General features: G+C 39.9%; 21 protein-coding genes and 1 pseudogene. 6 read left to right on the top strand and 16 right to left on the bottom strand.

Going from position 1 to position 26,317, the window contains the following annotated elements:
- Positions 1-72: 72 nt before the first annotated feature.
- Positions 73-249: pseudogene (locus AAEY57_RS12175) on the bottom strand (sulfurtransferase); the annotation flags it as partial.
- A gap of 179 nt (positions 250-428) precedes the next feature.
- On the opposite strand from AAEY57_RS12175, the gene AAEY57_RS12180 reads away from it, so the two are divergent.
- Positions 429-1,175: a glycosyltransferase family 25 protein gene (locus tag AAEY57_RS12180; RefSeq protein WP_033104281.1), complete on the top strand. Its 747-nt coding sequence runs from the start codon at positions 429-431 to the stop codon at positions 1,173-1,175.
- Positions 1,176-1,212: 37 nt separating this feature from the next.
- Here the strand turns inward: AAEY57_RS12180 and AAEY57_RS12185 are convergent, their stop codons facing one another.
- From AAEY57_RS12185 to AAEY57_RS12205, 5 genes are all read right to left on the bottom strand, one after another.
- A complete protein-coding gene (locus AAEY57_RS12185; RefSeq protein ID WP_008468306.1) occupies positions 1,213-1,632 on the bottom strand; it encodes a group I truncated hemoglobin in 420 nt (139 codons plus the stop codon).
- Positions 1,632-2,462, bottom strand: coding sequence for a DUF3034 family protein (locus tag AAEY57_RS12190; RefSeq protein ID WP_033104282.1), 831 nt, complete (start codon positions 2,460-2,462; stop codon positions 1,632-1,634). The genes AAEY57_RS12185 and AAEY57_RS12190 overlap by 1 nt, the downstream gene beginning before the upstream one ends.
- Entirely contained in the window at positions 2,452-4,767 is a 2,316-nt protein-coding gene (locus tag AAEY57_RS12195) for a bifunctional diguanylate cyclase/phosphodiesterase (protein WP_033104283.1), read from the bottom strand. The genes AAEY57_RS12190 and AAEY57_RS12195 overlap by 11 nt, the downstream gene beginning before the upstream one ends.
- Positions 4,757-5,422, bottom strand: coding sequence for a methylamine utilization protein (locus AAEY57_RS12200; protein WP_033104284.1), 666 nt, complete (start codon positions 5,420-5,422; stop codon positions 4,757-4,759). The genes AAEY57_RS12195 and AAEY57_RS12200 overlap by 11 nt, the downstream gene beginning before the upstream one ends.
- Positions 5,423-5,559: 137 nt before the next feature.
- Positions 5,560-6,663, bottom strand: a complete 1,104-nt coding sequence (locus AAEY57_RS12205; protein ID WP_350607951.1) for a phosphoribosylaminoimidazolesuccinocarboxamide synthase — start codon at positions 6,661-6,663, stop codon at positions 5,560-5,562.
- Positions 6,664-6,880: 217 nt separating this feature from the next.
- Between AAEY57_RS12205 and AAEY57_RS12210 the strand changes: the two genes are divergently transcribed.
- The 4 genes from AAEY57_RS12210 to AAEY57_RS12225 are packed head-to-tail and all read left to right on the top strand — an operon-like array spanning position 6,881 to position 10,367.
- Positions 6,881-7,915 carry a CDP-glycerol glycerophosphotransferase family protein gene (locus tag AAEY57_RS12210; RefSeq protein WP_138561385.1) on the top strand — a complete coding sequence of 345 codons (1,035 nt, stop codon included), beginning with the start codon at positions 6,881-6,883 and terminating at the stop codon, positions 7,913-7,915.
- 6 nt (positions 7,916-7,921) lie between these two features.
- Positions 7,922-8,608 (top strand): ABC transporter ATP-binding protein, encoded by a 687-nt coding sequence (locus AAEY57_RS12215; RefSeq protein ID WP_350607952.1) that lies wholly within the window; start codon positions 7,922-7,924, stop codon positions 8,606-8,608.
- Positions 8,605-9,852 carry an ABC transporter permease gene (locus tag AAEY57_RS12220; protein ID WP_350607953.1) on the top strand — a complete coding sequence of 416 codons (1,248 nt, stop codon included), beginning with the start codon at positions 8,605-8,607 and terminating at the stop codon, positions 9,850-9,852. Before AAEY57_RS12215 ends, AAEY57_RS12220 begins: the two co-directional genes overlap by 4 nt.
- Positions 9,853-9,866: 14 nt before the next feature.
- The gene (locus AAEY57_RS12225; RefSeq protein ID WP_350607954.1) at positions 9,867-10,367 is read left to right on the top strand and encodes a DUF3299 domain-containing protein; all 501 of its coding nucleotides are present in this window, start codon (positions 9,867-9,869) and stop codon (positions 10,365-10,367) included.
- A gap of 64 nt (positions 10,368-10,431) precedes the next feature.
- On the opposite strand, the gene tldD is transcribed toward AAEY57_RS12225, so the two are convergent.
- From tldD to AAEY57_RS12270, 9 genes are all read right to left on the bottom strand, one after another.
- A complete protein-coding gene (gene tldD, locus AAEY57_RS12230; protein ID WP_350607955.1) occupies positions 10,432-11,871 on the bottom strand; it encodes a metalloprotease TldD in 1,440 nt (479 codons plus the stop codon).
- On the bottom strand, positions 11,868-12,707 hold the full coding sequence (locus AAEY57_RS12235; RefSeq protein WP_350607956.1) for a carbon-nitrogen hydrolase family protein: 840 nt from the start codon (positions 12,705-12,707) through the stop codon (positions 11,868-11,870). The genes tldD and AAEY57_RS12235 overlap by 4 nt, the downstream gene beginning before the upstream one ends.
- The gene (locus AAEY57_RS12240; RefSeq protein WP_350607957.1) at positions 12,704-16,552 is read right to left on the bottom strand and encodes a YhdP family protein; all 3,849 of its coding nucleotides are present in this window, start codon (positions 16,550-16,552) and stop codon (positions 12,704-12,706) included. Before AAEY57_RS12240 ends, AAEY57_RS12235 begins: the two co-directional genes overlap by 4 nt.
- On the bottom strand, positions 16,552-18,024 hold the full coding sequence (gene rng, locus AAEY57_RS12245; RefSeq protein ID WP_350607958.1) for a ribonuclease G: 1,473 nt from the start codon (positions 18,022-18,024) through the stop codon (positions 16,552-16,554). Before rng ends, AAEY57_RS12240 begins: the two co-directional genes overlap by 1 nt.
- A gap of 1 nt (position 18,025) precedes the next feature.
- Complete coding sequence (locus AAEY57_RS12250; RefSeq protein ID WP_288984801.1) at positions 18,026-18,595, bottom strand: Maf family protein; 570 nt, start codon at positions 18,593-18,595, stop codon at positions 18,026-18,028.
- On the bottom strand, positions 18,595-19,074 hold the full coding sequence (gene mreD, locus AAEY57_RS12255) for a rod shape-determining protein MreD (RefSeq protein WP_016900308.1): 480 nt from the start codon (positions 19,072-19,074) through the stop codon (positions 18,595-18,597). Before mreD ends, AAEY57_RS12250 begins: the two co-directional genes overlap by 1 nt.
- Positions 19,067-19,909, bottom strand: coding sequence for a rod shape-determining protein MreC (gene mreC, locus AAEY57_RS12260; protein WP_016900309.1), 843 nt, complete (start codon positions 19,907-19,909; stop codon positions 19,067-19,069). The genes mreD and mreC overlap by 8 nt, the downstream gene beginning before the upstream one ends.
- Positions 19,909-20,952, bottom strand: a complete 1,044-nt coding sequence (locus tag AAEY57_RS12265) for a rod shape-determining protein (RefSeq protein WP_013463921.1) — start codon at positions 20,950-20,952, stop codon at positions 19,909-19,911. The genes mreC and AAEY57_RS12265 overlap by 1 nt, the downstream gene beginning before the upstream one ends.
- A gap of 134 nt (positions 20,953-21,086) precedes the next feature.
- Positions 21,087-23,093, bottom strand: a complete 2,007-nt coding sequence (locus AAEY57_RS12270; RefSeq protein WP_028834499.1) for a formylglycine-generating enzyme family protein — start codon at positions 23,091-23,093, stop codon at positions 21,087-21,089.
- Positions 23,094-23,428: 335 nt separating this feature from the next.
- On the opposite strand from AAEY57_RS12270, the gene AAEY57_RS12275 reads away from it, so the two are divergent.
- Positions 23,429-24,337 carry a 1-aminocyclopropane-1-carboxylate deaminase/D-cysteine desulfhydrase gene (locus AAEY57_RS12275; protein ID WP_350607959.1) on the top strand — a complete coding sequence of 303 codons (909 nt, stop codon included), beginning with the start codon at positions 23,429-23,431 and terminating at the stop codon, positions 24,335-24,337.
- Between the two features lie 29 nt (positions 24,338-24,366).
- Here AAEY57_RS12275 and AAEY57_RS12280 read toward each other — a convergent pair whose 3' ends face one another.
- Entirely contained in the window at positions 24,367-26,013 is a 1,647-nt protein-coding gene (locus AAEY57_RS12280) for an EAL domain-containing protein (RefSeq protein WP_350607960.1), read from the bottom strand.
- Positions 26,014-26,317 lie beyond the last annotated feature (304 nt).

The raw sequence follows: 26,317 nt of genomic DNA on the forward strand, positions 1-26,317 counted from the left end.
GAACCTGCTAACCACCCGCCGTCTGACTATAACTATTGTGAAAAGAAGACAGGACAACTACTCTGACACGGCGGGGTTTGAGGTATCTGCGAGTTCTTTTTTGATATCAAACCGTTGTGCTTTAGGAAGCATATATTTTGGTGAGTACTCCCCGTTTACTGAAGGACGCAACATACCCGCATCAAATACGACTAAGTCCGCACTATTATAGAGTGCAAAAAGTTGCTCACAACTAATCATATTTTTCATATTGTCTGTAGCTATTATCTGTTTAATAATTGATAGTTATCATCTTAGCAAAAAAATAAACCTCTTCTTAGTACTCGTTTATAGAATAATGATTTGCTTAATTTAAATTTTAATAACTTTAATTCCGCACAGCTCCACACAATGCTAGACTTAAAAAAAATAAAAAAATGCTTATAGATATGACTGTACCTATTTATGTAATTAATATGAAATGTTGCGAAGATCGATGGCTAGAAACCCAAAACAAATTAAACACATTAAATATTAATGCCCAAAGGTTTGATGCTACTATTGGTAGAGAGCTCTCGGAGCAAGAAATTAAAATGTGGTATTGCCCAAAAAAAAATAACAAACAATACCATCGTGATTTAACCTTGGGTGAAATTGGTTGCTATATGAGCCATATGAGAGTTTGGCAAAAAATAGTTGATGAAGCGCTCCCAATGTGTGTAATTTTGGAAGATGATTTATCTATCCAATCGAGTTTTAGTCGCATAATAGAAGCCGCAGAAAAATTACAAAACTGGGATTTTATAAAACTTTCTGATAGCCGAAATTTAGCATTTGTTGATACACAATCCCTTGAAAGTAAATTTGTTTTAGGAAATTACCTTAAAGCCCCAAGTGGAGCTCAAGGGTATATGTTATCTCTAGAAGGTGCTAAAAAACTTCTGCGCAGAAAGCCATTTTTTAGACCTGTTGATGTTGATATGCAATTTCATAGTGAAATAGGGCTTAATATGATCGGTATCAAGCCATATCCAGTCGCCACCAGTGGCCAATTTGAAAGTGAAATAGCAAGGGCAAATTCAGGTAGGCATTCTAATAAAAGTACATTTATTAGAAACTTAAAACATAGGTTAAACTTATATATGCAACGCAAAAAAATATCAGCGGATCTATCAGTTATAACTAAAAAGTTATAACTGTAGTTCAATATATTGGCTGTATGACTGCGATCGGTTAAATCTTAATAATTTCGCCACGCAGTGGCGCCATTTTAGCTAAAATTTTATTTTGCACTGTATGTGGGATATTTTGCTCGTTCATTGCATTTATTAATAAATCGACAACGTGATTGAAGTCTTTTTCGTTTATGTTCATGCCTGTATGAATAGCAACCATAGAGTCACCTTTATATTCACAAGGGCCCTCCACCAGCGAACATAAATGGCTAATAAACCCTTGTCGAAAATGACTGATATTACTGTGCTCAAAGTAATGAAACACTTGTTTGTCATTACCTATTTGTGTAATAAAACTATCAGTTAACCTCTCAAGCCCAGCTTGTTCGCCAAGCTGGTGATACAAAGAGGTGTTGGGTTGGGTTGTACACCCTGCAAGTAAGTTTAAACAACAAAAAATAAATACACTCAGTTTCATTACCAATACCCCGTAACCGATAAATACCAGCCAGTTTGATTATCAACACCAGCAATCCGCCCTAAATCTAAATAGGCCGCAGTCACACTCATATGCTTATTTGGTATCCACGCTATAAATAAATCACGCCAATCTTGTTCGCCTAACCCCAAGTTGTTGGCTTTTTGTCGATATTCAACACCAATGGCAAGTTCACGACTTACAAAAACTGCACTACTTGCTTCTAGCAAAATATGGCTGCCCTCATTAGCCCCGCCATATCCTAACAGTCCTAGCTGATTGGCTTTACTGTAGCGGGTGGTCACATTCCAAAACCAGTTGTACCCAGCAAGTGCGCCCAAATGTAATTTACTGGCGGCTAGGTACACATCTGTACCACTGGTATTTTTTGCGCCAACTAACTTTGCTACTGTGCCATCCTCTAGTGATTTATGCTGTACGCCCACACTTAGCTGTGGCCACTGACTATAAACAATATCACCGTATAAACGAATTTTAGCCCCAGAAATTGACTGCTCTATCTCGGTATTGAGTGCAGGCACATCAAACTGCTGCACTGCATAACTGAGCTCAACACGATTGAATAGGTTTAGTTGCATGCCGCAGGCATCAAGACGATAGTCAGTAACATCAGCACGACTACAAAAACCATTAACAGCCCATTCGTCTTCACTGGCATACCCTGCTAATTGTGCCCAAGGAACTAATCCGCCTCCTGCACTGCCTTCAATTTGAGACACCCCAGGTGTTGCTAATAATTTCCCCGTAGCAGCCATACTTAACGCACTACAAAATGAGAGTGCCAAGGCGAATAATAACTTAATGTACACGCTGATATTCCTCTAACCATTGTTCTAATTGCTGCGCTTTTAAAGGGCGACTTAAATAGTAACCTTGCGCATGATCGCATTGCATTTCGTGAAGCATTGATAAAGACTCAGCGGTTTCTACCCCTTCAGCCACAACAGAAAACCCCAATTGGTGACCCAGTGTGATTGAAGAGCGCACTATGTATTGATCTTTTTGTGATTCGTGCAGAGTTAAAATAAAGCATTTATCTAACTTAAGCTCATCAATAGGTAACATTTTTAACCGTCCTAGTGATGTTTGCCCTACGCCATAATCGTCCAATGAAATTTTAACGCCAATAGTTTTTAAATCTTCTAACGCTTTAATACCTTGGGCTTCATTTTCAATCATATCGCGCTCCGTCAATTCAATAGTGATAGAGCTTGGGTTTACTTGGTATTTATTTAAGGTGGCTACCAACGAAGCGTGAAAACCTGAATGAGCAATATCTTGGGCAGAAACATTAATAGCGGCTTGTAAATGAATATCCTTTTTTGACCAATCGGCTATTTGTGCAATCACAGTCTCGACAACCCAAGCGGTCAGCTCTACTATTAACCCTGACTGCTCGGCTAAATCAATAAAGACCTCAGGCGAGACCCAGCCACCATCTTTTCGTTGCCAACGAATAAGAGACTCTACCTTATCAATTTTCTGACTTTTAATATTCAACTTAGGCTGATAAGTCATAAACAGTTGCCCGTTATCATCATCAATTGCTTGTTTGAGTTCATCAAGCATAATTAAACGGTCTAAATGCGCCTCATCTTCACCGTCTTGATAATAATGTAAGCTTTGCTGACTCGTTGTAGCTGCATCTACAGCAATGAGTACACGTCGCATTAAATCGTCTGCTTTAGTCCCTTGCTCTGGGTATTGCACAATACCAGCATTAAAACGTAAGCTTATTTTTAAATTTTTAACCTTGTAAGCTAGCTGTAATTGCTTGAGTAAATCAGCCACTGCACATTTTACCTGCTCAACCTCTGCACAAGGGTAAACCGTTAAGAATTCATCGCCACCAATACGGGCATGAAAACCACCTAGCTCATCAGAAAATTGACGAATACGGTTTGCCACTGCAATTAAACATCCATCCCCTACTTGCGGACCAAGCTTATCGTTTATATGCCTTAAGCCTTTTATATCAATAGCAACAAGCGTGTACCGCGCATCATTAGTGAGCCGCTTAGCTAATAAATCTAACATAGCAGAACGGTTATAAAACCCTGTTAAAGTATCGTGATGTGCTTGAAAACTTATTTGCTGCTCACGCTTATTAATATCATTACCCATGTTATTAAAAGCATTCACGAGCGTTTCTATTTCACTGCTTTGCTTTTTACCTTCAAATTTAAAACGGTAGTCGCCTTTTGCAAACTGTCTGGCAATAACCGCTAACTGTGAAAGTCCTGTCGTTAAATTATTTGCTAACAAACTACTGGTGATCACACCAAATAACATAGTTAAAACAGCGAGTGTGATCAGCGTTAATAATAATTGCTCAATATCGCGATAACTCGAGGTTAAATCTGCGCTAAGCAGTAAGGTTATCGGATGCGATTGTAAAGAGGGTAAAGCTATTTGTTCGTTTTCATAGGCCAAGTATTCGGCAAAAAAACGAGCCGTAGTTTTATTGGTAAAGTACGCTATTGGTTGAAAGTTATCTGGTTGGGATACTAGCGAGCTTGTTGCAAAGTCATCTAATTGCGCAACAAAACTAACCTCCATTCCGGTCAAGCTTTTTAGCTCAGTGGCCACTGCAGATGTTATTTTAAATCCGACCAAACTGTAAGCTATGGTTCTGGGAGTTTTAACGGGCAATAAAATCACTTGGTACAGCTGGTTATTTAACACCACAAAGCTCGATTGCTCAGAATTATTTAATAACTCATCCATTAAGGGCTGTAGGTTATCGGCAAAATTTTGTGCATTAACATTAGCTGATACTAACCGCCCTGATAAATCGAGCAACAGCATAAGATCCGCATTGATCCGTTGACTGTGGTTGTATAACACACTGCTAATAGTGGCGGCATCACGAGTTGCAACCGCTTGCTTAAAACCAAAATCAGCGGTTAACACCTTTGCGGCTGTTAATAATAAGCTCTCTTTTGATTTTAAATATTGTTTATAAACGCTTTGCGCAACCGTTATATTTTGTTGCACTTTTTCTGCCTGAAATTTACTGGTAGACCACCAAAAGCTCAGTAAACTAACCAAGGTAGTGAGTAATACCAAGCCAACGCAAAGCGTTGTAATACGACTGCGTAAATTATTGGCCATTGCCTTCCCTAAATTGACTGCCAAAGGTATTACGTGGTGCAGGGGTAGATGTATTTATAGTTATTGATAACGGGCTGGTTGATTCTATATTAAACAGTTTTTTATTATCCAAGGGAGCTGTTTGCAGTGAATGCCAAACACTGGCTTGCACAGGAAAAGTGTCTACTTGCAGCTTTATCTGGCCTTGCTCGTTACTGGTATACACATGACTACTGTTAGCGACATATATATAGCCCACCATGGAGTCATGAATATTGCAGCCTAGAACAACAACACCTTGATTATCAAACTTAATAGGTTCTTCTGGCTGGCCAGAATAGAGCTTTAATTGAAAAGGTTTAGCTTTTGAAAAAGAATAAACATGGTGGCGAATATTATCGCTATTTGGAAAGTCGACGTACTGACCTTGGTGCACAATAAGCAACTCTGGAGAAAACTGTTTATCAACTTGATCCATTACCGCCGTGGGTAAATTGCCCGTAGTTTTTGAAGAAGGTAAATGATTTATTTCTACGACAGCATTAGGCAATACTTGGTCATGCTGATCTTTAATAACCAAATTAATAGTATTGCCAAAGGCCGACACACTAAACAATGCACCCAGTACTAATAAATAACGACGTTTTGCAATAACTTGCATTGCCCGCTCTAACATAATCACACCTAAAAATTCACCATAGGTTAAGTTAATTAGAGACGAGCACTAATTGCAAGAATTATAGCTCAGTTACTTAAAATACATACTTTTTCATTAGTTAAAATGAGCTTTGCTATATCTATCTACTTACTACGTTATTTAACGATTAAACCGTAATCAGCATCTAAAATAGCAATCACTTCTTGGCGCGGATCATTAGGTATAATAATCTCTTTACCAATAATTTTGCTCGCGATGCCCACATAAGTGTCAGACACTTCAAGCATTACTGACTCAGGTAAAATATAATCTTTTGCTAACTGCTCACGCTCAGCCATACGGTCTTTATTTAATAACACATCACTCTCTGGTACGTTATTAATTAACAGCTGACGGAAACCTTCCTTTGAGTTTTCAACAATTTTGCCATTCTTATATGATGCTTCATCCCAAATACGCGATGAATCGGGTGTCCCTACTTCATCAATATAAATAAGTTGCTGAGCACCATTTAAATCTTCTACGTAACCGAATTCAAATTTAGTATCAACGAAAATTTGCCCGAGCTTAGCTAACTCATTACTAATTAGCTCGAACCCTTCTACCAATAATTTTTCGTATTTGGTGACATCGTCAGCCGATTTAAAATTAAAGACATCTAAGTTGTTTGTAATATTTTCACGCGTGATATTTACATCATCAACGGCAGGAATATCAGCAACCCCTTCTATAATACCCTTGGTAGAGGGAGTTATAAGTACTTGCTCAAGCTTTTGATTCGCTTTTAAGCCTTCTGGAAGTTGCAAACCACAAAAGTCTCTTTCACCTTTAGCGTAGTCACGCCACATACTGCCTGTAATATATTGACGAGCAATCGCTTCAACTTTAACTGTACTGGCTTTACGAACAATCCATACGTATGGATGAGGAATATCAACAATATGATTACCCGCCAAACCGGCTTCATTAAACATGTTAAACCAATGAGCAGCCACTGAGTTTAATGCAATCCCTTTACCAGGAACGCCATTTAGGCCATTTTCACCTTGCCATATGCAATCAAAAGCAGAAATTCTGTCTGAAATAACCATAATGGCTAATTCAGTATCGGCAGGAACGTTATAGCCTTTTTCATTTATTAAGCGTTTGCTATCTGCATCAGTTAACCAATAAACTGAACGCACTTTGCCACTGTGTACTTTACCTTTAGTACGAATGGGTAAGTCATCGTTTACGTCTAAAACTTTATAGCTAGTCATGCTATCTCCGGGGTTTGGCATGCTCAAAGAGCAAAGTATGGAATTGGGGTTAGGCGCTCTATAATAATCTAGCCAACCACAAAGCTCAATCTTAGGCTAAAAACAAATCATCTCAGTATATTTATCTAGCTGGCGCATTGGGGTAAACTTGCATGATTACTTGCCCTAAGGAGCTAACTTGAACTATTTAACTGCCACTCAGAATAAGAAATATTTAATGTATATTTCTCAAAATTATTCCTATGCTATTTTAAGGCCTTTGCAAACAGAAATATTAGCTCAAGGAGGGGAAGTTAAATGGTTTTTAGAAGGTGATAATGTTAATCCTGACTTTTTGAAAAGTGATGAAAAAACACTAAATTCTATTCATGAGATAAACCAATGGGCGCCTGACGCAACCTTTGCACCAGCGAACTCTATCCCTACATTTTTTCCCGGAAAGAAAGTGGCTGTTTTTCACGGCTTTGATGCTGGAAAGCTAAATAAAAAAGGCCAAAACGATCACTTTAAAGTGCGGGGCTGCTTTGATTTATATTGTACACAAGGCCCAAATACAACGGCTCCATTTACGGCGTTACAAAAAAAATTGGGTTATTTTAAGGTAGTAGAAACAGGTTGGCCTCCCCTAGATCAATTTTTTAACGGTAACTCAAAGCCTAGCCACATTGATGAAATAGACTCTCGCCCAACAGTATTGATCTGCTCTACATTCTCAAAACGCTTATCTCTTGCACCTAAACTTTATGAACAAATAAAACACTTTAGTGAAAGCGGTAAATGGCGACTCTTAGTTCAGTTTCATCCTAAAATGGCACAAGAGTGGGTTGATAAATACAAAGCGTTAAGTAATGACAATCTAACCTTTGTTGAAACAGACAATGTTATTCCTTTATTACAATCTGCTGATGTAATGCTGTGCGACACTTCATCCATATTACTGATGTTTTTGGTACAACGAAAGCCTGTTGTGACATTTTGCAATAAAGCACCTGAAAAACACTTACTTAATATTACGGATAAAAATAACGTTGAAGCCGCAATAGACTACGCACTAACTTACCCAAAAGAACTTGTAGATAATATTGAAGCTTTTTGCCAAGAGTTACACCCATACACAGATGGTAAGTCAAGCCAACGAGTACTTTGCGCAACCAATGAACTGTTGCACAGTGATGAAAAGCTCAAAGCTAAACCGCTTAATTTTATTAGACAATTTAAAATGCGCAAAAGACTTAACTATTGGGGTTGGTAAGCCGTTATGATCAACCTTGAGAATGTCTCTTTCAAATGGCAAAAAAGCGCAGTCATCCCGACTCTCGCTATTAAGCAGCTTACGATTAATGCCGGGGAACATGTTTTTTTACATGGTCCAAGCGGCAGTGGTAAATCTACCTTACTAGCGCTACTGGCAGGCATTAATGTAACCACTAGCGGCCAACTTTGTGTTTTAAACCAAAACCTAAGTGCGCTCACCAACGCACAGCGCGATGTATTTAGAGCGGACCATATTGGCTATATTTTCCAAAACTTTAATTTACTACCTTATTTAACCCCATTAGAAAACGTGTGTTTAGGGTGCCAATTTTCGAAAAAACGTCAGCAACACGTGCTCAGCCAAGCCGATAATTTAGAGAGTGAAGCAGCCAGATTACTCAATGCACTGGGGTTAGAGCCGCACTTTCATAATCAAAATGTTGCCACTTTGAGTATTGGGCAACAACAGCGAGTTGCTGCAGCGCGGGCATTTATAGGCAGCCCTGAACTTATCATTGCCGATGAGCCTACTTCAGCACTTGATACGCAAAATCGTGAAAGCTTTATTAAGCTGCTATTTGAACAAGCAAAAAAAAGTAACAGCACGCTTGTTTTTGTCAGTCACGATGAAACACTAAAGCCACTCTTTAGCCGCACAATCGACTTAGTAAGTTTACAAGGTGATGTATGATTTTATTTAAACTCGCCTATAAAAGTTTGCTCAATAGACGTGCCAGCGTATTACTCACATTGCTCACTATCGCGATTAGCGTCATGTTATTACTCAGTATTGAGCGCGTTCGCGTGGATGCCAAAAGTAGTTTTAGTAATACCATTTCGGGTACCGATTTAATTGTTGGCGCACGTACTGGCGATATTCAATTACTCCTCTCCTCGGTGTTTAGGATTGGCCATACCAACAATGGGGTGAGTTGGCAAAGCTATCAATACATAACAAAACAGCGCGGGGTTAAATGGAGCATTCCTATCAGCCTTGGAGATAGCCACAAAGGCCAAGCAGTCTTAGGCACCACACTCGATTATTTTAAGCACTACCGATTTGCCAAAAAACAGCCCTTAGTATTTGAACAAGGACAGGCTTTTTCTAGCATCAATGAAGTTGTTATAGGTAGTGAGGTTGCAAAAAAATTAGCTTCTCAAATTGGCGATGAAATCGTTATTTCTCATGGTATGGGCAATACTAGCTTTCATCATCATGACGATAACCCCTTCAAAGTTGTTGGTATTTTAAAGCCCACCGGCACCCCTGTTGATAAAACCTTGCATGTGCCGCTAGCGGCAATTGAACTGATCCATGGTGGCGGCCACAATGCACATGACGATCATCATGATCACTCGAGTCATGCATTAACTGGGCACCCAAAACAAATTACCGCTTTTTTAATGGGCTTCGACTCCCCGCTTTATACGCTGCAAATTAGGCGTAACATAAATCAATATAAATCAGAGCCTTTATTAGCGATTATGCCCACAGTCACTCTAAAAGAGCTTTGGGAAATGCTGGCAATTATAGAAAAAATACTGCTGTTATTTTCATTTGTGGTGGTCATTATTAGCTTGCTCGGTATGTTAACCACACTACTTGCTAACCTTAATCAACGCCGCAGAGAATTGGCAATATTACGCTCTGTGGGTGCTCGCCCTTGGCAGTTATTTTCGCTGATCAGTATGGAATCACTGCTCACCACCTTTTTAGGCTGTTTGATAGGGTGTATTTTATTTTATGCACTTATGGGCACTACGGCGGGTTACTTGCAAAGCCAAGCAGGGGTTAGCATTAATATCAGTATGCTCTCTGACTATGAACTCACTTTGATTGGCGTTATTATGGCTGCGGGATTCATTATTGGTTTGATCCCCGCAACACGCGCTTACTTTTATTCTCTCAGTGATGGTATGAGTATAAAAATATAAACTTTAGGATGATCATGACATTGTTTAAAGTAACTACACACTCTTTAATGCTATTAAGCGCAGTGCTAATTAGCTTTGCTAGCATTGCAAATCCACCCAAGGAAATTTTTTGGGAAGACCTCATACCCGAGGGCCATGTACAAATAGATACTCAAGCACAAGCTAATCACGAAGGCAGTGAACAAAACTGGGTGCAACCTGATTTAGACGCGCCAGTTGTTAAAGCACTTGATGGGCAGTCTGTTAGCTTACCTGGTTTTGTTGTACCTCTTGAAGGCGATAGCGAACTTATCACCGAGTTTTTATTAGTCCCTTACTTTGGTGCCTGTATTCATGTGCCCCCGCCGCCGCCAAATCAGCTGGTTCATGTGACCATTAAAGGCGGTGTCCCTATCGATAGCTTATACGATGCGATTGTCGTGACGGGCGTTATTAAAACGCAAACTTGGTCTGGCGAAATAGCCCAAGTAGGTTACACAATGCAAGCAGTCGGTGTCGCTCCCTTTGAGCTTTAAACCATATTAAAATTAAAAAACCGCGTAAAACGCGGTTTTTTTTAATCGCAATTACTCACTAAATTTAAGCGGTACCGCCTACCGTTAGCCGATCAATTTTCAAGCTTGGCTGGCCGACCCCAACAGGTACGCTTTGACCATCTTTACCACATACGCCCACGCCTTTATCAAGCGCTAAATCATTACCTACCATAGAGATTTGTTGCATAACCTCTGGACCATTACCAATTAATGTTGCCCCTTTAATTGGCTGAGTAATTTTACCATTTTCAATTAAGTAAGCTTCTGAGGCACTAAATACAAACTTACCCGAGGTGATGTCCACTTGGCCGCCACCAAAATTGGGGGCAAACACGCCTTTTTTCACACTACTAATAATATCAGCTTGGCTGTGATCTCCGCCTAACATATACGTGTTGGTCATACGTGGCATTGGTAAATGCGCGTATGATTCACGACGAGCATTACCTGTTGGGTTTACCCCCATTAAACGCGCGTTCATTTTATCTTGCATATAGCCTTTTAAAATACCGTTTTCGATAAGTACGTTATAGGCTGCAGGCGTACCTTCGTCATCTACATTAAGTGAACCACGGCGATCGGCCATAGTGCCATCATCAACCACAGTACATAGCTCTGAAGCAACTTTTTGACCTACTTTACCGCTAAACGCAGACGCGCCTTTACGGTTAAAGTCTCCCTCTAGGCCATGACCTACGGCCTCGTGCAACAACACGCCTGGCCAGCCATTACCTAATACCACTTCCATAGTACCCGCTGGGGCATCAATAGCTTCTAAGTTTACTTTAGCTTGACGAACGGCTTCTTCTGCAAAACCCATCCAACGCGGCTTACCATCTACCAGCTCTTTAAAGTAACCATAATCTAGGCGCGCACCGCCACCAGCACCGCCACGTTCACGACGACCATTCTTCTCTAGCAATACAGAGCAGTTTAAACGGATCAGTGGGCGAATATCGGTAGCAAAGGTGCCATCGCTGGCTGCAATTAATACTTCTTCGTATACCGCAGACATTGAGCTAATAACTTGCTCAGCATCAGGGGCTAATTCGCGAATATAATTTTCAAGCTCACGTAACAAATTAACTTTATCGGTATCGCTCATACTAGAAATTGGTTGATGCGGTGCAAACTGCTGCTTTGCAGCCACGTCACTAAATACTTTAACCGCTTTATCTTCACCGGCATCGGCAATACTACGAGCAGCGGTGGCTGCTTTGTTTAACGCTTCAAGATTAATTGCGTCTGAATATGAAAAACCGGTTTTTTCACCGCTTACAGCCCGCACACCCACACCACGCTCAACGTTATAAGAGCCTTCTTTTACTAAGCCGTCTTCTAATACCCAAGACTCATGATGGCTCGATTGAAAATAAAGGTCAGCATAATCAACTTTGTGCTGGTGAATATAAGCTAATGTTTTTTCGAGTTCTTCTCGATTTAGCTGGCTGTCGTGTAATAAATGCTGTTCAACCGAATTCATAATAATGGCTCTCTAAATCGTTGGTGAGATTGCAGCGGCATATCTCGTCTAATTTTGTGTAACTGGTTTAAATCTACGGTGCAACTAATAAAACCAAGCCCTGTTGATTTTTCACTTAATGTTTCACCCCAAGGCGATAACATGAGGCTGTGACCATAAGTTTGCCTACCGTTTTCATGCGTTCCATATTGCGCTGCAGCAATAACATAACATTGCGTTTCTATAGCTCGCGCTGCAAGTAGCGGCTGCCAATGCGCTTTACCTGTTGGAACAGTAAACGCACTGGGTACTAATATAATTTCGGCGCCTTTGCGAACTAAGGCATTAAATAAACCAGCAAAGCGCAAATCATAACATACTGTTAAACCAATTTTACCAAAGGGCGAATCAACGACCACAACCTCATCGCCGGCTTGAGTAAAATCGGATTCTCGGTAGCTGCCGGTCTGGTCATCTACCTCAACATCAAACAAGTGTATTTTGTTATAGCTTGCAACAATATTGCCTTGATTATTAAATAAATGAGAGGCGGCGTAATACTTATGCTGGTTATATGGCTCTGGTAACGTGCCAGCGTTTAACCAAATATTGTGTTTACGGCACAATTCACTGATTTGCTGTTTATATTGTTCAATACGTTGAGACACTAACAACGTATCACCTGCGTGTTTACTAAACACTAAAAACGCTTCAGGTAAACATACTAACAAAGGTCGCGTGTTTGGCAGAGCAGCTAATGCTTGCTTTAAAAGTGCAATGTTATCATCAGGGTTTAAGCCAGAGCACATTTGCAATGCGATAATCGCAGGAGATGAGTTTATGTGTTGTTTATTCATTGTGTGGCGCTAACCTCGGCATCTTTAAGTTTTAACTCTGAGGATGCTTGTGGCTGGTTTTGTGCTGCTTGCGGTAAAGTCACCTCTCGACTCTTACGATCTAACTCTTGTACCTGAGGATCGTTCATTTTGCCTGTTACTTTAAAGTTGATCTCTGAGATCACTCGGGCAGAATGAATCACTTTATCAATTGCTAAAGCTGCAAGCCCCGTTACTGGATTAACCATCCAAGCCACAATCACCGGAATGCTCGAGGTTACTTGTGGTGCCACGGCTAAGTCGTAGTCAATTTCGAGAGTATTTAAATTTGCATACCCTTTTATAGAGAGATCGGCAGGTACCCCATCCATTTTAGTATCTTGGGTATAGGCAATGCCTTTATCTATCTGCATGGTGCCTTGCATGCTGTTATAAAAAAAACCTTTAGAAAATACATCTCTAAAATCAAGCTTTAGCTTACGCACTAATGAATCAAGGCTCAGTAATGAGAATACGCGTGCACCTCCATCACTGATTTCAGTTAAATGGCCTTCGCCTAAATCCCAGCTAATTTCACCATCTAAACTGGCAATGTCTAAATCATAAGGTGCCGCTTGCCAATTTAGCTGATAATTTAGATTGGCGTTTGAGTCTTTAATAGTAGTGGTAATATCAAACTCATTAAATAAGGCGCCAATATCATTACTTTTAAGTTCACCGCTCATCGCCGTTAGGCCATTCTGCCATTGCCCTTTAGTCCGTAATATATGGTCGCCCTTATCAACCACTAGCTCAGAAATAAGCAGCTTTTTACCATCGCCTAACAATGAGGCGCTTACCTTATCAAGCTGATAATGACTTACTTTACAATCGGCACATTCAAATTCAATAGCCGGTAATTTTGTAAGCCATGCAAGTTGTTCAGGGGTTGATTTTTCGCTCGGTTGCTCTGATTCTGTATCTAAAAAATTAAGCCTTAAATAATCGCTATTAATTCGAATCGGCTGACTTGATTGCCCGCTAGGTATAAATACTTCGGCTCTTAACTCTTTGGCATTGAGCTTTAATTGCAAATTATTATTTAGGGGCGATAAACGCATATCAAAATCATTAAACTGCATGCCACTCACGTTAAAAGAGTTAATATTCGCAACCACTTCATGTAAAGGCGGCATCACGCCCGGCGAGGCACTGTCAGGCTGCGCTTTAGCTACATTAATAATTTGATCAATTAAATCAATCCAAGGTAATAACTCACTCTGCGCTAAATTAATACTCACCGCTAAATTTTGTGAGTTAAGCCCTAAGTCTTTTTCACCGATGATAAAATGAGCGTTGGTAAACTGCGATTGAGTATTGTCTAGAATGGCATTGAAATAAAATAACTCATTAATATTTGCAGTGATCAGATTAGAGATATCATCACCTTGAATAACCGCTCTCAGAGGCCAAACTTGCTCACTACTTTTTGTATATACTCCTGGCAAGGAACTATTTAAGCCAATAAGTGGCGATTCAACTTCGGCACGATAGTTAAACCCTTGCTCGGTAAAATTAAGCTCTAAAGCAATATCAACGTCACTTTGCCCGCTTAAGTAACCATCTAAAATACCTTGACCATGGTTTATGAGTGTTTGCGCATCAAGCTGAGCATTTATATTTATATTAGCGCGATAATCCTCTGCGTTTGCGTCACTAGTGTAGTTAATCGTTAATGGCATACCAAGCCATGTAGCCGTAGCATCGGTGAGGTTTATTTGTTGATTATTAAAGCTAAGTTCACCCTTTAAATGCTCAAGCGAAATACCGGGAGCAGAAATATAAAGAGGTGCGTCGAGTAAATTAACCTTACCAGTTACACTCGCTCCGCCCTCAAATTGTGAACCGATTAGCAATTCAATGTTTGCGCTGGCAAGCCCCTGTCCTTGCACAACATTAAAAATATCAGCTAACGGATTTGCTAAAGGCGTGGCGACAAAAAAATCGTGCATTTTTTCAAGCTCAGCTTGCTTATCAATACTAACCACCAATGGCGCATCACCCATTAAGTCATCAATACTCACATGTACACTACTGCCAACGTCAAGGTTTACCAGTTGGCCTTGCTGGCTATAAATATCCATTCGCTCATTTGCAAAATGCAGCTTTACACTGGCATTTGTGACTGCTGGCCAAGCCGGATCGAATTGATAGGTAGCATTATCTATTTGCGCTAAAACATCAAACTGCCCAGAACCATCGTCAAATGGAAAGCCTGATAATGGACCAGAAAATAACACCTGGGCATTTGTTACTTCACCTGATTTTATTGCGCCATTTAAATAACTAACTAACTCAGGGCTCATTAACGTTAAAGGAAAATAATGACCGGCAATACTGGCATCGGGGGCAAATGCTTCGGCATATAAATCTAAGCGAGGCGTCTTACCTAAACTTAATTGCATCTGCACGCTTAAGGTCACTTCATTGTTATCAAACCACAGGTTATCACTGCTAATATGCCAATCGCCTGAACGCTTAGCTAAATCTAATTCGATGTTTAGCTGGTTATAGTCAATATTATTACTAAAACTAGCACCTGTAATTAAGTGGCTGTTTTCACCAAAAATAGTGATCCGGCCATATTGCTGATTAACTAATCCATCAATCCTTAAAGATTGAGCGGCGGGTACGGCGTTTTTTTCTTGCCAGCTAATTTCATCGGCTTCAAACCACAACTGCCATTGCTTTGCATCGGCAAACTCTAGATACGCGTTTTTTATTTCACCACTGGGTTGGCGAGCTAAAAAAGGAGTTAAATCAGTAAAATTAGTTAATTCTGCTAAATCATTTAATAGGGCTAAGTCGAGTTGCTGTAGCCATATTTTATTTTGCTTGCCTAATAAAGCTTCAAATTCGAGGCTAGGCCACGTTATTTCGTTGGTACTAAACGCTAAGCCGGTACTTTTTAACCGCCAGCTATTTTGCTCAGGGTATAAATGAAATCCCCCTTCACTTAGGCTGACCTTTTGTGTTTGATCATTGAGTTGCCAATTTACCGCACTCGGTAACCACTGTACTTTTACGTCACTTACTAAGCCTTGCTCTAGCCTAAGCCATGCTTGTAAGTTTAAATCACTATGCAGTTGCTGCTTTTGAGTATTTATATACTGGGCCAACCAATTTGACACATCAACCTGATTAGCCTGCACATATAAATCGCCCACCATTTGCTCTAAGGTTTCACCTTTGAGCGCAATACGGGCATCAAAATTACCCACAGAAATACCCGGTAACGCTAGGCTACCGCTACCAAGATGCTGTTTATCTTGGTTTTGCCATACAATGTTTTCTAATAACAGTTTACGTTCTTTGTTATCTTCTAGTACAAAGCTGATGCTGGAGTTTTCTATTGCAAAGTGACCGGTTTCGCCTAAAAACAGTCCTTCTATTAGTTCTTTTTGCTCAAATGAAACTTCATCTTGATTACCAGCAAATAAATTAGCGACATTAACCTTGGTATGAAAGCCATTGATCACAAAGTAATTTGATTTAAGCTGCAGCGACTTTAAACTTTCCCAAAGGTTTAGCTCTAAACTGGTTTTAGCTATGGTTAAAGAGATAGGGGCTGTTTGGTTGTCTTTAAATGATAATTCTTCGAGTACTAAAGCGGGGCCACTGCCTTGCCAACTTGCTGATATAGCACCTATAGATAAACTAATATCAAACTTATCATCAAGGTAGCTTTCTATATCTCCTTTATAATCGTTCGCGTAGGGTAAGGTGTATTTTAAAATAGAAACAATCACGGCCAGTAGTACTAAAATTACAGCACTTATTTGCCATAATTTTCGCACACAATAAAAACAGGCCGCTTTAAATTTCATTACATCATTACCACATCAAACTGCTCTTGGCTGTATAAACTTTCGGTTTGAATATTGACCTGCTTTCCAATAAATAGTTCTAATTCGGCGAGGTTATGATACTCATCATTTAATAGCGCTTCACATACTGCAGGCGAAGCATACACTACAAACTTATCCGCATCGTAAGCGCGATTAACACGTACTATTTCACGAAGAATTTCATAGCAGACTGTCTCGACTGTTTTTTGTGAGCCACGCCCTGAACATGCTGGGCATACATCACACAATACATGCTCTAGGCTTTCGCGGGTACGTTTGCGGGTCATTTCAACTAAGCCTAATGCCGACAAACCATTGATATTAGATTTGGCACGATCTTTATCGAGTGCAGATTCTAATGAGTGCATTACACGGCGTTTATGCTCATCGCTTATCATATCAATAAAGTCGATAATAATAATACCGCCCAAATTGCGCAGCCTTAGTTGACGGGCAATAGCTGAGGTTGCTTCAACATTGGTATTAAAAATAGTTTCTTCAAGGTTACGGTGACCAACAAAAGCGCCTGTATTTACATCAACAGTGGTCATCGCTTCAGTTTGATCTATGATCAAATAACCACCCGATTTTAAAGTAACTTTACGATGCAGTGCTTTTTGAATTTCACTTTCTACATCAAATAAATCAAAAATGGGACGCTCACCTGGGTAATACTCAAGCACTTGTGATAACAAAGGCACAAACTCTTCAGTGAACAGCTTAAGCTCTTGGTAGGTAAGCTTAGAGTCAACACGGATGCGCTCCATATCTTCACCTACATAATCACGTAACGTTCTAAAGGCAAGTGTAAGATCTTCATGCAAGATACTGGCTTTGCTGGTTTTTCTGCGCCTAGAGACAATTTTATCCCAGAGCTTTTTTAAAAAAGCTGCATCGTGTCTCAGCTCCGCTTCACTTGCGCCTTCAGCAGCTGTTCTGACAATAAAACTACCGTTTTCATCGCCGTATTCGGCTACAATTTTTTTCAGCCTTGCACGCTCTTCTTCCGTTTCGATACGCTGACTCACCCCAACATGTGTCGCATCAGGCATAAACACTAAATACCGTGAAGGTATCGTGATATCAGTGGTTAAACGTGCCCCTTTGCTACCCAAAGGATCTTTAACCACTTGCACCATAATGTACTGACCTTGGCGAACAAGCTCACGAATATCTTGGACTTTTTTAATCGGCTCGTCGTCAACGCCCTCAACAATAGAGGCACTATTAACGATATCTGAAGCGTGTAAAAAGGCGGCTTTCTCTAGGCCTATATCAACAAAAGCGGCTTGCATACCTGGTAACACGCGGCTTATTTTACCTAAGTAAATATTACCCACGATACCTAAGTTACCAATACGTTCTAGCTGAATTTCTTGTAATACACCGTTTTCGATTAGGGCAACGCGACTTTCACTTGGCGTGACATTGATCAGTAGTTCTGTACTCATGCTACCCTCTTAAGAATGTATTTAATAATTGTTCTGTCTCATATAAAGGTAAGCCGACAACGGCAAAATAGCTACCCGAAATATGCGTTACAAAGCGCCCACCTAACCCTTGGATACCGTAACCACCGGCTTTATCTTGAGGCTCGCCCGTTTGCCAATAAGCATGTATTTCTTCATCACTGAGTGTTTTAAAGGTGACATCTGTACTGACCACACAACTGAGTACTTTATCTGGTGTCGCAAAAGCGATGGCAGTTAACACTTGGTGCGTGTTCCCTGATAAGCGCTTTAAGGTTTGGGTAAAATCGTCTTTATCTCGTGGCTTACATAAGGATTGATTATCCATCACCACCACAGTATCACTACCTAGCACAGGCCGGTCAGTATAACCTTGCTCTACGCCCATTTGCGCCTTTAAACGCGCTAAACGCTCTACATAGTCATGCGGGAGTTCATTAGCAAGCTGACTTTCATCGGCATCAACACTAAACTGTGAAAATTCAATACCCAATTGGGTTAGAAGCTCTTTACGACGGGGAGACGCGGAGGCTAAATATACTGCGCAAGTCATTATCTGATCCTAAAATGTCTACGGTATTTTCGAAGTAATAAAAATACCCATATCCAGCTCAACATGCCTGTTAATACAGGCCATAAGTAATGTGGGCTAAAATAAACGCCAAGTAAAAAGTGATTTAACCAAAACTGCATTAAGTGGTAAAGCGTTAAGAACAAGCCTATAAGTAGGCTTTGTTGCCACAATGAAAAATTGCGAATTTTTTGGAAGTTACTTGCAGTAACAAAAATACACACTGAATAAGTTAAGGAATTAACACCCAATGAGGAGCCTGTTGCTAAGTCAATTAATAACCCAACAACCCAAGCAGTCCCTATATTTAATCGATGCGGTAAAGCCAAAGACCAGTACATAAGCACCAACAGCACCCAATCAGGACGAAATGGTTCAAGTGAAAAAGGTAACGGCATTAGCGCCATTACTAATGCAAAGAAAATACTTAATGCGATTAAGAGCATATGACGGTTAATCATCACCCATCAACTCCTGCTGATTTAGCCATAACACCACTAATAACCGAATTCGATCTAATTGAGCTATCGGCTCAGCAAATACTTGCGCAAAAGGTTGGCCTTCATCACGAGTTATTTCGGTGATCACCGCAACCGGATAACCTTCAGGAAAGGTCCCTCCTAGGCCAGAGGTCACCAGCACATCACCAATACGCACATCTAAGCTATGCGGCACATGTGATAGCTTTAGCACGTTAATTTTACCGATACCTTCAACCACTGTGCGCACATCGTTTCGTAATATACGCACCGGTGTTGCATGGGTGGTATCTGTAATTAACAGCACCCGCGAGGTTGTTGAACCAACTTTAGTCAACTGCCCGACTAACCCCATATCATCAATCACCGCTTGGCTTTCGCTTAAACCATCGGTGGTTCCCCGATTTATCACCACTTGGTGACTATAAGGATTTGAATGAACAGAAAGTACTTGAGCAATAATTTTACGATTGGTGTGTTTAGAGGAAGAGCCAAGTAATGCACGAAGTTTTTGATTCTCTTTTGCTAAAAACTCATACTGCTGGATTTGCTCACTTTGCAATACTTGCTTCTTTTTGAGTGCTTCGTTTTCGGTTAGTAACTGCTCACGGGTATGCAAACTTTTGGCGCTAAAGCTAAATACTTCGTAAGGTAGGTTAGCAACATAAATAAGTGGACTGACCAACGTATTCAAACTAGTACGAATGTTCTCGCCACCTTGCGTGTACTTGTCTCCAAGGATCAATACGATACTCAAAAGCACTGCGACAAAAAGTCGCAGTTGCAAAGAAACCGTTTTTTCAAACATTGATTTCATTAATCGTAACTAAAAACGTCACCACCGTGCACATCAATCATTTCAAGGGCCTTGCCGCCGCCACGTGCAACACACGTAAGTGGATCATCAGCAACAACCACTGGAATGCCCGTTTCTTCCATTAGCAGGCGATCTAAATCCTTAAGTAATGCGCCGCCGCCAGTTAACACCATACCATGCGCTGAAATATCAGATGCCAGCTCAGGTGGAGACTGCTCAAGCGCCACCATGACAGCGCTTACAATCCCCATTAGTGGCTCTTGTAATGCTTCTAAGATTTCATGCGAGTTAAGCGTAAACGAACGAGGTACGCCTTCTGCAAGGTTACGACCACGCACTTCTATCTCTACTGGCTCGTCTGTTTTAAATGCCGATCCAATTTGGTGTTTAATATTCTCAGCGGTGGCTTCACCGATTAAGCTACCAAAGTTACGACGCACATAGTTAATAATGGCTTCATCGAACTTATCACCACCAATGCGTACTGAAGATGAATACACAACACCATTAAGTGAAATAATAGCGACTTCTGTTGTACCGCCACCAATATCAACCACCATAGAACCCGTTGCTTCAGACACCGGTAAACCGGCACCAATTGCAGCTGCCATTGGCTCTTCGATTAAGTAGACTTCGCGAGCACCTGCACCCATTGCTGATTCACGAATTGCACGCTTTTCAACTTGAGTAGCTCCACAAGGAACACAAATAAGCACGCGTGGGCTTGGGCGCATAAAATTATTATTGTGCACTTGTTTGATGAAGTGCTGTAACATTTTTTCAGTAACATAAAAATCAGCAATCACACCGTCTTTCATTGGACGTATAGCTTTAATATTACCAGGCGTACGGCCCAACATTTGCTTAGCTTCTGTACCTACAGATGCAACACTTTTAGGTCCACCAGCACGCTCTTGACGAATAGCAACAACTGAAGGTTCGTTTAATACAATACCTTCTTCTTTTACATAAATTAGTGTGTTGGCTGTACCTAAATCGATCGATAGATCGTTTGAAAAAATACCACGGAGTTTTTTAAACATGAGGCTGGATGACCTTTGAAATTCGTTCTTATTGTAGTTGCGCTTACTTTAACATTCTCAACACAATGAGCAATGTAAAGCGCAGCCGTCTTTGTAATCATTAAAAAGAGGAAGCACCGCTTCCCCATTAAATATTATCGTTCGCTCATTAAGCGAAAGCCAATATAATTAGCTCTAAAATCTGGTGCTAAAATTAAACGCGTTGATGCACGAGCAAGGCTAGGGGCAAAATTCCATGCACCTCCGCGAACAACGGCATCTTTTTTATTCCCTGTGCTACTAGTCCATTCCCATACATTGCCTACAGTATCGTATAAGCCAAATGCATTTGCAGAAAAAGACCCTACCGGAGCCGTGCGTTTATTAGACCACTCGCTACCACACCAACCACAGTTAGCTAGGTTTTTACCAATTTCGTTACCCCATGGGTACTCTGTCTCAGTGCCTGCACGCGCCGCATATTCCCACTCAACCTCAGTAGGTAAACGATACGTTTGCGCTGTTTTATCAGAAAACCATTCAGCGTAAGCAATAGCATCATTTTTTGTCAAACACACAGCAGGAAACTCATTGGTTTGCTCAAATCCTGGAGCACGCCAATTTAAGCTTGCTTCCCAAACAGGTTCACCGTTGAGGTAATATGCGCAACCTTTGCCTTTTTCAGCTTCGGTTTTATATTGCGTTTCGTTTACAAACGCTTCAAATGCGCCAACAGTCACTTCTTTGCTCTGCATAGCAAAAGATTCACTAATCGTTTTTTCAACCACGGGGCGTTCATTTTCAAGCCCATTGCCGTTTATATCACCCATTTTAAATTTGCCAACGGGGATCATCACTGCTGATGGGTCCACCATAGGTGGGCGTGTATCAACTTCCATTCCTTTTGGGCAATCTGCTTGTATTATTTGCTCTCGCTTTTTAGTCGGTGCAGCAATCGACTCTGACTTTTTTTCCAACTGAGCAAAAAGCGTTCGCGTTTTCTTTAAGTCAATTCGCGCTTTATAAGGGATGTAACCCTCTTTGCGTATTTCTAATTTATGCAAACCACGTGGTAAGTTCGTCACCAAACGAGTAGAACCTACTCGAATATCATTAATAAATACTTCATCGCCGTGTACATTAGAGCGTAAGGTTAACTGAACTAATTGATCTTTCTTGTTCTCAGCGACCACTTTAGGCTTTTTATTAACTGTTTTAGCGACAACGGCAGCGGCTTTATTATCCCCATTATCGCTGAATGTTAACTGACTATCAGAGAAAGTAGTGCTATAAGCTGGCTGATAAGTATTTGCCAGCGGGGTACCATACTCTAAACAAAAACTATTATTCACACTAAGTAAGTGACATAAACGACTGCTGTTTACATCTCCGCGCATAGTAACGCTTAAATTGACGTTGTAATCACCTTGCCCGCTAAATGCGCTCTTAATCACGTGACTACTTAAAATTTGTACTTGTGCCCCTGCCATGTCTCGCTTAGGTTCAACAAGACGTTTTTCTGTAAGATTTTCAAATATTTGATCTAAAAAACGTTTAGTTGCCTTTTTCAGCCCTATTTGCTGACCGCTCTGCTCACATGCCGCCAGTGTTTCAGTGCGCTTACAGTTAATGGTATGGTCAACTTCAAGCGTACCCTCTCGGGTAAACTCATTGCGTAATCGCTCTACACGCGCCGTGGTATATTGCACTTTTAAGCTTTCAATAGTGTTTTGAAGTGCATGTTTATCAGCGCGAATTTGCTCAATATCTTTTAGATGGGATGCAATTGCCGCCAATTGCATAGAAATATCATTTTTATTTTGTTCTTGATCAACAACGGCTTTTTGATAACGCGACTGTGCAGAGGTAATGTCTAGCGATGGATTATCAATTAAACGTCGATACATATCATTCATCGCATCCAACGCTTGGTTTTTTTCTTTATCAAGCTGTGTGGAACGCGTTCTGAGCAATTCAAGTTGTGTTTGAAGTTGATTCTCTTCTTTTAAATATTTGTCGAGCATCGTCGTTGAACGAGTGTATTCTGTTTGTTTCGTATTAATCTCTGATTCAATTCTGTTTACAGTAGTTGTATCTTGTGCAAATACTGTGCTTGCAAAAAAGCTAGCAGAAATTAACAGAGATAAAGGAGCAATTCGCATATATTCCAGTCCCAAAAAAGCGGCAATTATTTGGTTATTATTATTTTTTATAATAAAACCTTATGCTATGTACTTGAAGCACAAAACACAAGCTTTGTTCATTTATTATCTCAGTTTACAACTATTATCCCGTTTCATGCCAGTAAATAACCGTTTCATTTGTACTAAATAGCTAATTTATTTAACAACACCGAGATTTATCTGCATTTTACGCTATTAAGATGCCAATTTAGCCGCGTATTCATATTTTTTAGTTTGCTTAAGTAATAAAAACTGAGTCAAAATAACGCTATTACACAGCACATTCATCATGTAACTAATGAAAAAGAGTGATAATGCCAATACCATTCAGTATTAATGAACATAGCTATTTACAAACAATTACCAGTGAATTACTAACAGACAAAAAAATAACTTTAACTATTAAGCGCGATGATTTATTGCATCCACTTATCAGCGGTAATAAATGGCGAAAGCTCAAATACAATTTAGTTCGTATGCAACAACTGGGTAAATCTGAATTACTTACATTTGGTGGTGCTTTTTCAAATCACATTCATGCGTGCGCCGCTGCTGGTAAAGAGTTTAACTTAACAACCCACGCAATTGTGCGCGGCCCACAGCTTGATCTAAATAATCCTACTCTAAAATTTGCACAGCAATGTGGTATGCAGTTATATGCAGTCAATCGTATAGAGTACAAACAACGACATGATGAAGCCTATTTAGCCGCATTACAGGCACGCTTTCCAAACGCATACATTCTACCTGAAGGAGGCACTAACGAGTTTGCTATAGAGGGATGTAAAGAGCTTGCCCAGAGTTTACCTGAGCACGACTACTTAATCTGTCCAACTGGCAGTGGCGGCACCTTGGCTGGATTGATAGAGGGCAGCTCAAATAAAATCAACCTACTAGGGATTGCTGTTTTAAAGCAAGCCGACTACCTGCGGGACGAAATACGCGCTCTTAGCCCTAAAGCAAAATCACAAAATAACTGGCAACTACTTACGCAATTTCACGGTGGTGGATATGGTCGTTTTACAGCTGATTTATGGCAGTTTTGCCAACACATGCAGCATCAACATCAATTACCCTTGGAGCCTATTTACAGCGGTAAAATGATGTACGCACTTTGGCAGCTCATCAATAATGATTACTTTGCCCCTAACAGCAAAATTATTGCAATACATACTGGTGGGTTGCAAGGTTTAGAAGGGCTAAAATATCGCAAATTAGTGTAGAGTATATTTAACTTGTTAATTGCTTAGCATTAGTGAAATGCGACTTGAGTATAATTGGGAAGAAATTTAGAAAAATATCCTCCTTGCGCGCCGCTAATGCCTATTACTTTTAAAAGTTGTAGCTCCTGAGGCGTCTCTACATCAAGTGCAAATACTGACAAGCTCAATAATCTACTTATATGCACAATTCCCCTAACGTATTTTTGTTGTGAATTACTGCGCTCTATCCCATGGACAAGTTCAGAAGCTAAGTTAAGCCCTGATATTTGTTTATTAAGCGTAAACTTAAAAATATTTTTACTGCTTCTCACATCATCAATTACAATATTGCAGTTTAGTGCCGCTATTGCTGCAAAAGCGCCTTGCAAACGTAATTGATTATTTAAGAATTCTGATTCATTTATAGAAAATTGCAGTGTATGTTGGTTTTTTAAGTCATTGATATAAGCAGTTAACCAGCTCCAAAACTCGTTATTAAACCAGTTTTTAGGATGTAACTTAATACTAATAACTGACGATGATTTATCTATAAGCAATAGTTTTTTTACTTGCATAACTACCGCTTGATCGTGCAATAGCGCCTCACCTTCGTTATAAAATTGACTGATACTTTCTTGATTAAGTAATTGTTTATTTCCCCTGTCATTACTTTTAATTGATACGTAATGCTTAATAATAGCGCCGCTATCGAGCTCGTATACTGGTTGAAATAAAATAGCCAATTTTTGCTTTTTAATTCGTTGTGGTATTGAGTGTCTATCGAGCTGTTGGACATGACCATAATTTAACGCTAATTGGTGATAATGCTTAACTCGATTTTGCTGCGAAAGAGTAAGTGCCGACTTTGCCAACTGATACACCATAACCTGATCAGCCTCTGAATAATAAGTACATAAACCTACTTTTACATGCCTCTGTGCAGTTCTTGGCGCCAATACATGAGCGGCACTTACAATGCATTGATGTAAATATTTAGCGCAATTGAGTTTATCAATTGCATCAATCCCTTTGAGAGTAAAAGCGAAATTGCCTGCAGTTAATAACTTAACCGATATTTCAGTCGTATTAATAAAGTCTTTTGCCAATAAGACTTTAAGAGTCGCTTGTAAGTCAGTGTTTGCATCAAAATGGCATTCACACTGAACAAGTGCAAATACATTATATTTAATTGCTTCCTGCACATTAGTTGTCGCTATTGGAGCGAGCTGTAAAGAACTCACTTTGGGTGCATAACGTACTTTCTTATTATTAAAGTGCTGCTGACGTTTAGAGGTCATTGTGCTGTTTTTTATTGTTTTAGGCTTTTTAAAACGTCGAATACAAAGCATAGCGAGCAAAAGAACCGCGTTTATTATTAAAAACAAATAGCTATAGCTATACCAAACTGGCCATGAGTAGAGCAAAATTCCTTTTGAGTTAGCGCTAAAATAATGTTTTTGTTTTTCTATATAAATAGAGTTTTTATTAGGGGCGAGCGTAAAAGGCGTATTTGCAATAAGTTGTTTTTCATTGGCCAATGGCTGTTGCAATTGCTTCGCTAGCTTTAAACCAACTTGCTCGTTTTGATGCTGTAAAACCAAACTTAAACCGCTATTAATAATCACTAGCAAGGCGATACACAGAGCATAAAACAAAGCATTTGAATAATTGGTAAAGTGAAATTTACTGGCTTTCATAACCCACCGGCACATCAAATAAGTTATTAAAGTGTTGTCTACTATTTGCAATTGTACAAGCCAATAATAAAAGTTTAGCGAAGGTTTAAAAGTTAGTACTTAATGTTTATAAACATTATATTTAGCCTTCAATTAGTTAACTAAACAGCAGTCATTATTTATATATTAGTTTGAACAAAGGAGGGCTTGGCTTAAAAAATAAAAACACCAATATCACAGTGCTTTTTTTCACATTCATATGTTTACTTTAGGAAGTGTTTATTCAGATTTAAAAACTGTAGAAATGGAATACGGTCATTTTTTT

It is taken from the genome of Pseudoalteromonas sp. MER144-MNA-CIBAN-0113 (genome assembly GCF_040308965.1).
GTDB classification, from domain to species: domain Bacteria; phylum Pseudomonadota; class Gammaproteobacteria; order Enterobacterales; family Alteromonadaceae; genus Pseudoalteromonas; species Pseudoalteromonas tetraodonis.

Excerpts from the sequence above, each read along its gene's own strand:
- AAEY57_RS12280 (WP_350607960.1), bottom strand. The coding sequence starts at position 26,013 with ATGAAAGCCAGTAAATTTCACTTTACCAATTATTCAAATGCTTTGTTT.
- rng (WP_350607958.1), bottom strand. The coding sequence starts at position 18,024 with ATGAGTACAGAACTACTGATCAATGTCACGCCAAGTGAAAGTCGCGTT.
- AAEY57_RS12270 (WP_028834499.1), bottom strand. The coding sequence starts at position 23,093 with ATGCGAATTGCTCCTTTATCTCTGTTAATTTCTGCTAGCTTTTTTGCA.
- AAEY57_RS12275 (WP_350607959.1), top strand. The coding sequence starts at position 23,429 with ATGCCAATACCATTCAGTATTAATGAACATAGCTATTTACAAACAATT.
- mreC (WP_016900309.1), bottom strand. The coding sequence starts at position 19,909 with ATGAAATCAATGTTTGAAAAAACGGTTTCTTTGCAACTGCGACTTTTT.
- AAEY57_RS12225 (WP_350607954.1), top strand. The coding sequence starts at position 9,867 with ATGACATTGTTTAAAGTAACTACACACTCTTTAATGCTATTAAGCGCA.
- AAEY57_RS12265 (WP_013463921.1), bottom strand. The coding sequence starts at position 20,952 with ATGTTTAAAAAACTCCGTGGTATTTTTTCAAACGATCTATCGATCGAT.
- tldD (WP_350607955.1), bottom strand. The coding sequence starts at position 11,871 with ATGAATTCGGTTGAACAGCATTTATTACACGACAGCCAGCTAAATCGA.
- AAEY57_RS12185 (WP_008468306.1), bottom strand. The coding sequence starts at position 1,632 with ATGAAACTGAGTGTATTTATTTTTTGTTGTTTAAACTTACTTGCAGGG.
- AAEY57_RS12180 (WP_033104281.1), top strand. The coding sequence starts at position 429 with ATGACTGTACCTATTTATGTAATTAATATGAAATGTTGCGAAGATCGA.
- AAEY57_RS12200 (WP_033104284.1), bottom strand. The coding sequence starts at position 5,422 with ATGTTAGAGCGGGCAATGCAAGTTATTGCAAAACGTCGTTATTTATTA.
- AAEY57_RS12235 (WP_350607956.1), bottom strand. The coding sequence starts at position 12,707 with ATGAATAAACAACACATAAACTCATCTCCTGCGATTATCGCATTGCAA.
- AAEY57_RS12215 (WP_350607952.1), top strand. The coding sequence starts at position 7,922 with ATGATCAACCTTGAGAATGTCTCTTTCAAATGGCAAAAAAGCGCAGTC.
- AAEY57_RS12220 (WP_350607953.1), top strand. The coding sequence starts at position 8,605 with ATGATTTTATTTAAACTCGCCTATAAAAGTTTGCTCAATAGACGTGCC.
- AAEY57_RS12210 (WP_138561385.1), top strand. The coding sequence starts at position 6,881 with ATGTATATTTCTCAAAATTATTCCTATGCTATTTTAAGGCCTTTGCAA.
- AAEY57_RS12240 (WP_350607957.1), bottom strand. The coding sequence starts at position 16,552 with ATGAAATTTAAAGCGGCCTGTTTTTATTGTGTGCGAAAATTATGGCAA.
- mreD (WP_016900308.1), bottom strand. The coding sequence starts at position 19,074 with ATGATTAACCGTCATATGCTCTTAATCGCATTAAGTATTTTCTTTGCA.
- AAEY57_RS12250 (WP_288984801.1), bottom strand. The coding sequence starts at position 18,595 with ATGACTTGCGCAGTATATTTAGCCTCCGCGTCTCCCCGTCGTAAAGAG.
- AAEY57_RS12195 (WP_033104283.1), bottom strand. The coding sequence starts at position 4,767 with ATGGCCAATAATTTACGCAGTCGTATTACAACGCTTTGCGTTGGCTTG.
- AAEY57_RS12205 (WP_350607951.1), bottom strand. The coding sequence starts at position 6,663 with ATGACTAGCTATAAAGTTTTAGACGTAAACGATGACTTACCCATTCGT.